Consider the following 11,850-nt stretch of genomic DNA (forward strand, 5'->3'; position numbering starts at 1 on the left):
AACCCAGCGGCGTGACAGATTCATGCGATGAGTCTGTCCGCCATTCTGAATCCGCCCGTTCAATCCGAACCTTATCTCGGCGTCCGTGCCTCCCTGACAGGCCGAGGCTGGCGCGAGCGCCTGGCTGCGCACAATGTCGCGCCGGAAGTCTTGCGGGAGGTCACCCATCGGTTGGGATTGATGAATGTCGCCGAGCCGGCCTTTGTTGATACGCTGGCGCGGTTTGTTGCCGGACGCGGCATTACCCCCGATACGCTCGAAACTTTCATATACCCAACCCTGAAGGCGCTGTTTCCCGATCCGTCCTGTTTTATGGACATGGACCGCGCAGTCAGTGCCATGCTGGATGCCTTTCAGGCCAAGGCGAAGATCTGCGTCTTCGCCGACTATGATGTCGACGGTGCCACCTCGGCGGCGCAACTGGTGCGCTGGTTCCGGCATATGGGGCACGATCTGACGGTCTATGTGCCGGATCGGGTGACGGAGGGCTATGGTCCGTCCAACGCCGCGTTCGACAGCTTGAAGCGTCAGGGCGCTGATCTGGTGATCACGGTCGATTGCGGCGCCATGGCACACCGGGCGCTGGATCATGCCGCCGATATCGGACTCGATGTCGTTGTCATCGACCACCACCTGATGCGCGAAGATCCCCCCAAGGCACTGGCGGTCGTCAATCCCAACCGGCCGGGATGCACGTCGGCCCAGGGCAACCTGGCCGCCGCGGGTGTGGTGTTCGTGGTGCTGGCGGCGTTGAACCGAGAAGCCGAAAAGCGCGGCCTGTTTGCCGGGCGCAACCGGCCGGACCTGATGCAGTGGCTGGACCTGTCGGCGCTAGGTGCGATCTGCGATGTGACGGCGCTGACCGGGTTCAATCGCGCCTTGGCGGCCCAGGGGCTGAAGATCATGTCGCAACGGAAAAATCCGGGTATCAAGGCGCTGATGGAGATCGCCGGGTCGGCCAACGAGGCCGGCAAACTGATGAGCACCTTCCATTCCGGTTTCGTCATCGGACCGCGCATCAATGCCGGCGGCCGGGTCGGGCGATCGGACCTGGGGGTGCGGTTGCTGTCGACCGACGACCCGGCCGAAGCCGCCAGCCTGGCAGAGGAACTGGACGAATTGAACCGGCTGCGACGCGACGTCGAAACCCAGGTGCTGGAAGAGGCGGCGCGCATCGCCGAGGACCAGGGGCTGTGGCCCAGCGACGATCCGGTCATCGTGGTGGCGCATCAGGATTGGCACCCCGGCGTCATCGGTATCGTGGCCGGGCGCCTGCGCGAACGCTGGCATCGGCCTGTCATTATTATAGGCGTCGATCCGGTCAGCGGAATGGGGAAGGGGTCTGGCCGCTCCCAGGCCGGCGTCAATCTGGGCGAAGCGGTCGGGGCGGCCTTCGAATCAGGCCTGCTTCTGTCGGGCGGCGGTCACGCCATGGCGGCCGGGTTGAGTGTCGAACGTGATCGCGTTGCCGAGCTGCGGCGTTTCCTGAACGACTATATAAATACGCATGTGGCTGAGGCGGACCAGGTCGAGACAGTCGATATCGATGCGGTGCTCAGCCTCAAGGCCGCGTCACGCGAGTTGTATGACCGATTCGATGTGCTGGCGCCGTTCGGTCAGGGCAATCCGGAACCGTTGCTAGCCTTTACGGATGTCCGTGTCGGATTTGCCCAAGCCTTAAAAGGCGGTCATGTCCGTTTTGAGCTAAGTGACGACAGCGGCGCCAAGGTCAAGGGTATTATATGGCGTGCAGAGGGTACCGCATTGGGCGATGCACTGTTGCGCCCGTCCGGCAAAATCCATGTCCTGGGGCGGATCAAGGCCGATGATTATATGGGGAGGCGTGGAATACAGCTTGAGATTGAAGACATTGCGTTGGCCTGACGAAGTTCGTAACGCGCCTGTGAAAAACTTTAAAATAGGGCTTGCACCGCCAAATGTGAAAGGGTAACAAGCGCACCTCTTGTTCGCGGTCCCTTCGTCTATCGGTTAGGACGTCAGGTTTTCAACCTGAAGAGAGGGGTTCGACTCCCCTAGGGACTGCCACAAGATCTTCGCTTTTTCCGACAAAATTTATGCCATACATCTCCCGACGGTTGCGCGAGGGAGACTTATCCACATGTTTTATTACGCTGGTACCGGTCCCAATTCGTGATCACGATAAATTTCCACTCGCTATAAGTGAGTTTTTGCACTAAAATTCGCAAATACTGCGAAATATCTCTCTTTTTGAATGCCAAAACGAGATATCCGTGTTATGGTTGCGTATGTCACTTGAGTTTCATGCGACATGGTGAGGATAGATGAGTTTGTTTGATTATAATAACAAGAACGATGCCGACGAGTTAGTAACGATCTCAGGTCATGTAAAATGGTTTGATGCCGCCAAGGGTTACGGCTTTATCGTTCCGCAGGATCCCACGTTGACAAGCACGCGTGACGTCCTGCTCCACATCTCAAGCCTGCGCGACTTGGGTCGTGACAGTGCACATGAGGGCGCAAAGATCACCTGCAAGATTGCCAAGCGATCCAAGGGCTGGCAGGTCATCGAAATCGACCATCTCGATCAGGCGGCGGAACAGCCGCATGTGCGCAGCGATGTCAGCCACACGAGGTCCAGCCGTGCCCTGCCGGAAGGCATGCGCGTCGGTGATCTCGAAGCGGCCACCATCAAGTGGTTCAACCGTACCAAGGGCTATGGCTTTGTGGTGCGTGGCAATGATCCCACGGACATCTTCATTCACATCGAAACCCTGCGCCGTTACGGCCTGGAGGATGTGCAGCAGGGCGATACCATCATGGTGCGCTTCGGCGAGGGGCCTAAGGGCCTGGTCGTGACGGAAGTTCATCCGAAGGCCCTGGTCTAAAAGTCAGTATTCGTATCGATTACCGACAAAAAAGCGCGGCAGGCCACTGTCGCGCTTTTTGCCTTGAAAAGGCCATGCACCGGCGGCAGGTTTGGCGCAGAATTCACGGGGTTGACCATGTCGCGACATTTCATTGCCATTTCCTTTTTGGGCGCGCTCGCCTTGGGTGCTTGCGGGGCTCAGGCGTCTCCGTCGGCAGCCGTGCCGCTGAGCCAGGCACCGTCGGAATGCCGCTATATGAACCTGTCGCGCTATTCGGCGCCGGAAAGGCTTGAGGTCGCCTCGGCCAAGGGCAAACGCGTGTTCGCGGTCGAAATTGCGGCAAGCTTCGAGGCCCGCGCCCAGGGCATGATGTGCCGTACGCAGATGGCCGACAACGAAGGCATGCTATTCGAATTCCAGGATGTGGCCGAGCGCGCCTTCTGGATGAACAACACCCTGTTGCCGCTGGACATCATCTATATCGGTTCGGACGGACGTATTGTCTCGATCCAGAAAAATGCCCGACCTCTGGACCGCACGCCTCTGCCGTCGCGCGGTGCGGCCAGCGGGGTGCTTGAGGTGAAGGGGGGCTTGAGCGACCGGTTGGGGCTGAAGCCGGGTGACAAGGTTATCCACCCGTTTTTCCAATAAGCGGAAGAAACGCGCTTTTTCATCGTTTTGGGGGCTTGCGGAGCCTGATCTAAAATGGCATGTAGCGCGCCTCTCAAGTCTCGGCTGAGGGCTCGGGGTGTAGCGCAGCCTGGTAGCGCAGCTGTTTTGGGTGCAGCAGGTCGGAGGTTCAAATCCTCTCGCCCCGACCAAAAGCTGAGAGAGATTTTAAAGTGTCGGGGCGTAGCGCAGCCTGGTAGCGCGTCTGCTTCGGGAGCAGAAGGCCGGAGGTTCGAATCCTCTCGCCCCGACCATTAAAAAAAGGCGGCCCCTTGAGGGCCGCTTTTTTTAATGTCTGCGGCGATCGGTTCGAACCTCCTTGGTTCGTAACTCATGATTTGCCGGTCCAAATCATGAGTTCGGCGGAGCGAAGCGGAGCCAATCCTCTCGCCCCGCGGTGCACAGGCCGCTTTCTTACATAACCTTCTGGTTATGCGACAATGTTCGAGCTTTCGGCTCCCCCTCCGTCTCGAGCCTCGCCGGCAGGCAACGCGGGGGAAGATGAGGAACGGCGCTCCAAAAAGACTCTGAAGTGCACCGCCTTATTGCAACTGCGTTGGATAGTGTAGTAATCACGTTCAGGATTCTTCGTCGGAGCCACCCATGTTCGCGCGTATTTTCAAGCCTGCCAAGACCGCCATGCAATCCGGCCGCGCCAAGACGCACGAATGGATCCTGGAGTTCGAGCCGAAATCCGCGCGCACGCCGGATCCGTTGATGGGCTGGTCGTCGTCGGCGGATACCGATGCGCAGGTGCGGCTGACCTTCGAGACCAAGGATCAGGCCATGGCCTATGCCGAGCATCACGGCATTCCATTCCGTCTGGTCGAGCCGGAACTGCCGCCAAAGATCATCAAGGCCTATGCCGACAATTTCGCCTTCACGCGCCGCCAAAGCTGGACGCACTGATTTTGACGCCTCATGTTATCCAAAAAGTGCACAATTGATATCTTTACACTTTTTGGCATGAGGCTCGCTCTGAGGCTCCGTAGCTCAACTGGATAGAGCATCCGCCTTCTAAGCGGACGGTTACAGGTTCGAGCCCTGTCGGAGTCGCCACGCGTTAACGCTTGATCAACCCAATCACGCCATTCTGACTATTCCGCGCCGGTGACCACCGGTGTGTCGAGCTTATTCTGACCCCATTCCGCCCACGACCCGTCATAGAGTAGGGCCGAGGTATGGCCGGTTTCCGCGAGGGCCATACTGATGATGGCCGCGGTCACACCGGAGCCGCAGGAGGTGACGACCGCAACCTCGTCATGAACACCGACATCGGCAAGGATCTCCTTCAACTCCGCTTCTGGCTTCAGCGAGCCGTCGCGAATCAGGTCTCCGAACGGCAGGCTGCGGCTGCCCGGCATGTGGCCCGACCGCAGGCCAGCGCGCGGCTCCGGCGCCGTACCTTCAAAGCGAGCGCGCGAGCGGGCGTCTAACACCAGATAGTCGTTAGAAGATTCGGCCAAGGTCTTCATATCGATGATTTTTCCTCTCAGCGGGTAAGGGGTATAGGTCACCGCACTGGCCGGTACAACATGGTCCTCAATCGGCAGCCCGGCGGCCTTCCACCCCAGCAGGCCGCCGCGCAGGATCTGAACCTTTTTGTGGCCCATCACCACGAAGGTCCACCACACCCGCGCCGCCGAGAACAGGCCCTGGCGATCATAGATGACGACGTGATCGTCGGCCGAGATGCCCAGTCGCCCGACGGCCGCGGCGAACTGTTCGGGTGAGGGGGCCATGTGCGGTAGATCGGTGGAATGGTCGCTGACAGCCTCGATGTCGAAGAACTGCGCTCCAGGGATATGGTCGGTCTCGAACAGGGCGCGCATATCTGTGCCGTCCAATGCCCAACTGCCGTCGATGACCTTCACGGTCTTCGTGCCGATGAGTCGGCTAAGTTCGCCTGCATCAATCTGAGTCGTCATCCTTGTCTCTTTCTGGCCTGTCTCTCCGGCGATAGGCGTCGAGCGCGCGATCGCGGGCGAAGGCGTGGTCGACGATAGGGGCGTGATGGGAGCCCTCTTCGGCCGATTTGTCAAACCGCCGGCGATAGAGTCCGTCGGGATCGAACTTGTCCGCCTGGGTCGTGGGATTGAAAATGCGAAAGTACGGCGCCGCGTCAGCACCGCAGCCGGCCACCCACTGCCAGTTCCCCGGGTTGTTGGCCGGGTCGGCGTCGACCAGGCAGTCCCAGAACCACTGCTCGCCCCGCCGCCAATCGATCAGCAGGTGTTTGACCAGGAAGGACGCGCAGACCATGCGCACGCGATTGTGCATGAAGCCGGTTTGCCAGAGTTGCTTCATGCCGGCGTCGACCAGGGGATAGCCGGTTTCACCACGGGTCCAGGCGCGGAAATCCTTATCGCTGTCGCGCCACGGAAAGCCGTTAAAATCGTCGCGGAAATTATGGGCGTCGAGTCGCGGTTGTAGGTGGAGGATATTGTAATTGAACTCTCGCCATACCAGTTCCTTGCGGAATTTCTCTGCCGGTGCGGCGAGACGGAGATGGTCACGGGCGGCCTTGTCGAGTTCGATCAGGATTCGGTGCGGGCTGATCTCACCGAAGCGCAGATGAGGTGAAAGGTAGGAGGTCAGGTCCTTATCGGGACGGTCCCGGCCGTCTTCGTAGTCGGCTAAGCCGTGGGCCAGGAAGCGGCGCAGCGCGCCGCGGGCACCCGGTTCGCCCGGTTTGAAGATCGAGAAGCCTTCGGACCAGTCTTTTCCCGATAGCGTTTTTTTCGGTTTGAGGTTCAGGTCGTCGATGGCCAGAGACGGTGGCCAATGGACCAGCGCCGGCCAGTCATGCGTTGACAGGGTAGGGATGGAATCAACATTCAGAGCGCCCGAGGCATCGACGGCTTTGAAAAACGGGGTGTAGACCCGGTAAGGGTTATTTTCCTTGGTTCTGATGTCGCCCGGCTCGGTCAGAAAGCCGGTATTATGACATTGAAGTTCGACGTCGAGGTCAGCCAGTGCCGTTGCGAGTTCGCGATCCGACTCTTCACTTACGGGTTCAAATGTCTTCGAGCAAATTACAGTTTTTGCTGAGGTTTTTCGGCACAAATCGGCCAAAACGAGCTGGGCTTGGCCTCGCTCAATAATCAATCTTGACCCGAGTTTGCGTAATTCTTCATCCAAAACATGAAAAGATTGGTGCAACCACCAGCGCGAAGCGGATCCGAGGGGGCGGGTGTAGTGATCCTCATCCCAGATATAGACCGGCAAAATCGGTCTTTTTGTGGCAAGTGCCGCCGCGACGCCGGCATGGTCGTGCAGACGCAGGTCGAAACGGAACCAGAGGATAACGGGATGTTCTGAAGGGGTCATGGTCACGACAATGTTGCTGAAAAAACTTGCCTGTCAAACAGGTCTTGGGCACAAGGACGATCATGGGCCCGACTTCTCTAAGCTGCTGTATTATCGCCAGGAATGAAGGCGACCGGATAGGTGATGTCATCCGCGCCGTTTCCGGTCTGGTCGACGAGGTGGTCGTGATCGACAGCGGGTCGACCGACAACACGATTGTCGTTGCGGAAGCTCTGGGGGCGCGGGTGGTGCATCATGACTGGCCGGGATACGGACCGCAAAAGCGGTACAGCGAGGACTGTGCCGCATACGACTGGATTCTCAATCTGGATGCCGACGAAGTGGTGACGCCGGAACTTTATTCCGAGATCAAAGCGCTGATGTCCGCCGGACCGACGCTGAACGCCTATCGCTTCCGCATCATGAATGTCTATCCCGGCTGGAATGCGCCGCGACTGTGGGCCGATTTTCATAACTATGTCCGGCTCTACGACCGGCGAGTGGTGCGGTTCCGTGAAAGCCCGGTTCATGACACGGTCGATACCCGAGATGAGCCGGTCGGTCAGTTGACCGGAACGGTGACGCATTTTTCGTCGCGGTCGTTCGAGCACATCCGGCAGAAGTTTGAATCCTACAATACGCTGCAGGCCAAGGTGCTGAAGAAGCCGTCATGGCAATTGTGGGCACGGCTGCCACTGGAATATCCGTTGGGCTTCCTGCGTTATTATGTCTTCCGGCGCCATTTCACCGGTGGCGTCGACGGGCTGCGAGTGAGCCATATCGCCGCCGAGGCCCGTTTCAAGCGGATCCTCAAGTTCCTGGCCGCCAAGCGCAATGGACGGGTTGCATGAGCGACAAGGTGAGCTTCTGGCAGGACCTGATGTGGCGGATTGAGGCTGCGGCTTTTGACGCCACGGTGGGATTGTTGCGGCTGCTTCCGGTCGACACCGCCTCCGACATGGGGGCCGGTCTGCTGAAATTGCTGGGGCCGATCTCGCCGGTGCAACGGGTGGTCGGCCGCAACCTCGACCTGGCCTTTCCGGAGAAGGACGCCGCCTGGAAGGCGCAGATATCGAAGGCGCAGTGGGATAATCTGGGGCGGACCTTCGCCGAGATCGCCATGATGGACCGGATCACAGTCGCCAACGGGCGCATTGTGGTCGAGAATGCCGAGCGGCTGGAAGCGATCCGAACTTCGGGCACGCCGGTCGTCTTCATTTCCGGCCACTTCGCCAACTGGGAAATCATGCCGTCGGTGATCAATGAATCCGGCGTGATCTGCCAGATGACCTACCGCGCTGCCAACAACCCTTATGTCGACGCACGCTGGCGCAAGGCGCGGGAACGTTATGGTACCCAGTTGTTCGCCCCTAAAGGCGGCGACGGCGCCAAGGAACTGCTGGCCGGGATGGCACGCGGCGAGTCCGTGGCGCTGATGAACGACCAGAAGTTCAACCGCGGCGTCTCGACACCGTTTTTCAGCCGGCCGGTCGATACGGCGCCGGGGCCGACACGGCTGGCCATGCGGTTCGGCACGGTGTTGCAGCCGATGACGGTCGAGCGGACCGGCGCAGGGCGCTTCAAGGTGACGGTGTGCGATCCGATCGAGGTTGTCGATACCGGCCGAAAGTCAGAAGATATCGACGCCACCGTATGTCTGGTGAGCCGCTTTATCGAAGACGCTGTCCGCGCCCGGCCGGAGGAATGGTTCTGGGTCCACAAGCGCTGGCCGAACGACGCCTACAGGCGGACGGAAACTCCGGGTCACAAAAATTGAAACCCGCGATCTGGTCAATCCGTCTTGCACGCCTTAGGCTCTTCTGCCGATGAGCATGTGGACACAAATATTGCAGAAGCGCTGGCTGAGCCTGCTGATCGGCGGTGTGGCGGGAGCGTTTGTGACCGTCGCGTGGATTTACCTGCAGAACGACATTCACCGCAACTATCTCGACCCCAAGCTTCCGTTTCAAGTCTATACACCGCCGCGTGCCCCCGATTACGCCAGACCGACGGCGTGGCATCTCAATCCGCAAATGGCGGGCTATTACGCCGACCCGCGCAAGGTCGACGTCTTCTTCGTTCACGGGACGACCTTCAACGGCGGCCGAGACTGGCTGGCGCGGATCGACAGCAAGGCCGTCGACCAGGATGTCCATGCCATCCACCTGCCCAACTATGCGGCGCCGTTCGCCATCATGGGCAATGTCTATGCGCCGAAATACCGCCAGGCCAGTCTTTATACTCAGTTGACCTTACGGGAGGATGCACGCGAGGCGCGGCAGTTTGCCTATCGTGATGTCGAGGCGGCGTTCCGCGCCTTCCTGAGTCAACGCAAGGGCGGCCGCGGCTTCGTCATAGTCGGCGTCGAGCAGGGCGGCGTTCTGGCCGAACGGCTCCTGCGCGACGTGGTGGCGCCCGATCCAGAACTGAAAGGGCAACTGGTCGCCGCCTATCTGCTGGAGACCCTGGTGCCCGAACGCCAGTTTGGCAGCGAGGGCCTGTTCACGCCGGCCTGCCTGTCGCGCAACCAGGTCGGATGCGCCGTGAGCTATCTTAGCGTCGAAGCCAACCGGCCGGACAAGGCGCTGCAGCGGCAGCAGAAGGCCGTCTACTGGGAAGGCGATCGGCTCGAGCCGCTCAACGCCCAGAAGGCGATCTGCGTCAATCCGATCCTGGGCGGCCTCAGTGACGAAAGCGCCGATGCCAAGCGGTCTCTGGGCGCGACCAATGCCACGGGTCTGGAATGGGGCGTGGAACCGGCGCTGATCCCGCGCAAGGTGTCAGCGCGATGCGTGCGTGGTCTGCTGCTGGTCGAAAAGCCGGGGTCATCGTCTTTCCAGGACGCAGGCACATGGGAAGATCAGCGAAAGGTCAATGCTTACAATCTGTTCTACGGTGATCTTCAGGAAGATTTCCAGAAGCGATGGACCGCTTTCCGGACCATTCAGCCCTGATCAATCCTGTTTATCGGCGATGTCAGCGCGCCAGTCGAACAGTTGTTTTAAGACCTCGATGGCCTTGCGCCGCGGCTCCGGCAGGGCATCCCCCTGCTGCAGGATATAGACGGCGTCGCGTGCGGCGGTCGCAATCAGCGCGGTGTGGCGCGTGGGATCGACAAAGCGATAGTCGGGGAAGCCGGACTGTTTGGCCCCCAGGATGTCGCCTTCACCACGCAGTTGCCAGTCCATTTCGGCGATCTTGAAGCCGTCTTCGGTATCGCGCAGCAGTTCCAGCCGCGCCTTCGCGCCCTTCGACAATGGGACGTCATACAGCAGGATGCAGGCGCTTTTGGCGGCGCCACGGCCAACGCGGCCGCGCAGTTGATGCAGCTGCGCCAGGCCGAAACGTTCCGCCTGTTCAATGATGATGATGGAGGCGGTGGGGACATCGAAGCCGACCTCGACCACGGTCGTGGCGCACAGCACGCGCAATTCGCCGGCGGCAAAGCGGGTGATCACGCTGTCTTTGGTTTCCGACGGCATGCGGCCATGGACCAGGCCGATCTCTATGCCGAGGGCTTCCTGAAGCTCTTCATGGCGCTTTTCGGCCGCGATCAGGTCGGATTCGGCGGTGTCTTCAACCAGGGGACAGATCCAGTAGGCCTGCTGTCCGTCGTCCAGGGCGGCTTTCAGGCGTTGCATGACATCGGCCAGACGGGCGCGTGGCACCACGGCAGTGTGGATCGGTTGGCGGCCGGCCGGCTTTTCATCGAGGATACTGAGATCGGCTTCGCCGTACTGTGTCAGGGCCAGGGTGCGAGGGATTGGCGTCGCCGACATCGACAGGTAGTGGACGGCTTCGCCCTTGGAAAACAGCTTCTGGCGCTGGCCGACGCCGAAGCGATGTTGTTCGTCGATGACCGCCAACTGCAGGTTTTTGAAATCGACACCTTCCTGGAAGACGGCATGGGTACCGAAGACCATCCGGACCTCGCCGGAGGCCACGGAAGCCCGTTTGCGTTCTCGCTCCTTGCCCTTGTCACGGCCGGTCATGATTGTGCAGGAAATGCCTAGAGCCTCCAGAATCGGCAGGCTTTTTTCGAAATGCTGCCGCGCTAGGATTTCGGTCGGCGCCATCAGGACACTTTGCAGGCCGTCCTCGGCGACATCGATCATGGCCAGCAGCGCGACCAGGGTTTTGCCGGCGCCGACATCGCCTTGGATCAGCCGGTTCATGCGGTGGCCGGAACGCAGGTCGCTGCGAATGTCGGCCAGAGCGCGGACCTGGGCGCCGGTCAGGCCGAAGGGTAGGGTGGCGAGGGCCTGGTCGGCCCAGTCGTGGCGATCGATCACCCGTGACGGTGTGTTCTGGCGGTATTGCTTTCGGGCTTTTAGCGCCAATTGGTGAGCCAGGGCTTCGTCGTAGGCCAGGCGCTGGCGCGGCTTGGCGTCGGCATCGAGATCAAGCTCGCTCAAGGGCGAATGGGCGGCGGCCAGGGCTTCGTGAAAAGACGGCCATAAGTGTTTGTCGATAAAAGCCTTATCGTGCCATTCGGGTAGGATGGGTGTGGCGGCCAGGGCGCCCTGAACCAGTTTGCGGATCGTGCGCGAACCCAGGTCCAGGGTGGCGGGATAAACGGGTTCGCAGACCGGAATTTCGTCGGCGCGGCCTTCTTCGACAATATAGTCGGGATGCGGCATCTGCAGATAGCCGTTGAAACTTTCCAACTTGCCGCTGATCAGGCGTCTGGCGCCTACCGGGTGCTGGTTTTCGAAGCCGCGGATGCGGTGAAAATAGACCAGGGTCAGGCGGTTGTTGCCGTCGAAGGTATCGATTCGCTGCGGCCCCTTGGGCGGCGATGGCGGATAGCCGCCGATGGTCACCGCCACGGTCTGGACCTCACCGATTCGGGCGCCATTCAGCGGTACAAGTGGACGTTTGATAACGCCCGACGGCAGGAAAAAGGCCAGGTCGCGGACATGGGTTCCCACATGCTGGGCCAGGATCGGCGCCAGCTTGGGGCCGACACCCTTTATCGTGGTGACGGCGGCATAGTAGGGGAACAAAATTTCCGGACGCATGG

10 protein-coding genes and 4 tRNA genes are annotated in these 11,850 nt (G+C 60.3%); 11 read left to right on the plus strand and 3 right to left on the minus strand.

The window, feature by feature from the left end; translation table 11 throughout:
- Positions 1-27 precede the first annotated feature (27 nt).
- From recJ to ABAC460_RS36760, 8 genes are all read left to right on the plus strand, one after another.
- Positions 28-1,884: a single-stranded-DNA-specific exonuclease RecJ gene (gene recJ, locus ABAC460_RS36725; protein WP_023453705.1), complete on the plus strand. Its 1,857-nt coding sequence runs from the start codon at positions 28-30 to the stop codon at positions 1,882-1,884.
- 87 nt (positions 1,885-1,971) lie between these two features.
- A tRNA-Glu gene (locus tag ABAC460_RS36730) sits at positions 1,972-2,046 on the plus strand.
- A 257-nt stretch (positions 2,047-2,303) separates the two neighbouring features.
- Positions 2,304-2,867 carry a cold-shock protein gene (locus ABAC460_RS36735; RefSeq protein WP_023453706.1) on the plus strand — a complete coding sequence of 188 codons (564 nt, stop codon included), beginning with the start codon at positions 2,304-2,306 and terminating at the stop codon, positions 2,865-2,867.
- A gap of 117 nt (positions 2,868-2,984) precedes the next feature.
- On the plus strand, positions 2,985-3,500 hold the full coding sequence (locus ABAC460_RS36740; RefSeq protein ID WP_031236821.1) for a DUF192 domain-containing protein: 516 nt from the start codon (positions 2,985-2,987) through the stop codon (positions 3,498-3,500).
- A gap of 93 nt (positions 3,501-3,593) precedes the next feature.
- Positions 3,594-3,670, plus strand: a tRNA-Pro gene (locus tag ABAC460_RS36745).
- A gap of 25 nt (positions 3,671-3,695) precedes the next feature.
- Positions 3,696-3,772, plus strand: a tRNA-Pro gene (locus ABAC460_RS36750).
- 349 nt (positions 3,773-4,121) lie between these two features.
- On the plus strand, positions 4,122-4,427 hold the full coding sequence (locus ABAC460_RS36755) for an ETC complex I subunit (protein WP_023453709.1): 306 nt from the start codon (positions 4,122-4,124) through the stop codon (positions 4,425-4,427).
- Between the two features lie 73 nt (positions 4,428-4,500).
- Positions 4,501-4,577, plus strand: a tRNA-Arg gene (locus tag ABAC460_RS36760).
- 38 nt (positions 4,578-4,615) lie between these two features.
- On the opposite strand, the gene sseA is transcribed toward ABAC460_RS36760, so the two are convergent.
- Both sseA and ABAC460_RS49010 read right to left on the minus strand, forming a co-directional pair.
- The gene (gene sseA / locus ABAC460_RS36765; RefSeq protein WP_023453710.1) at positions 4,616-5,446 is read right to left on the minus strand and encodes a 3-mercaptopyruvate sulfurtransferase; all 831 of its coding nucleotides are present in this window, start codon (positions 5,444-5,446) and stop codon (positions 4,616-4,618) included.
- Positions 5,430-6,848, minus strand: coding sequence for a cryptochrome/photolyase family protein (locus ABAC460_RS49010; RefSeq protein ID WP_081716545.1), 1,419 nt, complete (start codon positions 6,846-6,848; stop codon positions 5,430-5,432). Before ABAC460_RS49010 ends, sseA begins: the two co-directional genes overlap by 17 nt.
- Positions 6,849-6,910: 62 nt before the next feature.
- On the opposite strand from ABAC460_RS49010, the gene ABAC460_RS36775 reads away from it, so the two are divergent.
- The 3 genes from ABAC460_RS36775 to ABAC460_RS36785 are packed head-to-tail and all read left to right on the plus strand — an operon-like array spanning position 6,911 to position 9,781.
- A complete protein-coding gene (locus ABAC460_RS36775) occupies positions 6,911-7,678 on the plus strand; it encodes a glycosyltransferase family 2 protein (RefSeq protein ID WP_023453712.1) in 768 nt (255 codons plus the stop codon).
- Positions 7,675-8,604 (plus strand): lysophospholipid acyltransferase family protein, encoded by a 930-nt coding sequence (locus tag ABAC460_RS36780; RefSeq protein WP_023453713.1) that lies wholly within the window; start codon positions 7,675-7,677, stop codon positions 8,602-8,604. The genes ABAC460_RS36775 and ABAC460_RS36780 overlap by 4 nt, the downstream gene beginning before the upstream one ends.
- 49 nt (positions 8,605-8,653) lie before the next feature.
- Positions 8,654-9,781 carry a DUF3089 domain-containing protein gene (locus ABAC460_RS36785; protein ID WP_235075807.1) on the plus strand — a complete coding sequence of 376 codons (1,128 nt, stop codon included), beginning with the start codon at positions 8,654-8,656 and terminating at the stop codon, positions 9,779-9,781.
- On the opposite strand, the gene recG is transcribed toward ABAC460_RS36785, so the two are convergent.
- Positions 9,782-11,848 (minus strand): ATP-dependent DNA helicase RecG, encoded by a 2,067-nt coding sequence (gene recG, locus ABAC460_RS36790; RefSeq protein WP_031236825.1) that lies wholly within the window; start codon positions 11,846-11,848, stop codon positions 9,782-9,784.
- Positions 11,849-11,850 lie beyond the last annotated feature (2 nt).

Origin of the sequence: Asticcacaulis sp. AC460 (assembly GCF_000495795.1) — a bacterium.
Classification (GTDB): domain Bacteria; phylum Pseudomonadota; class Alphaproteobacteria; order Caulobacterales; family Caulobacteraceae; genus Asticcacaulis.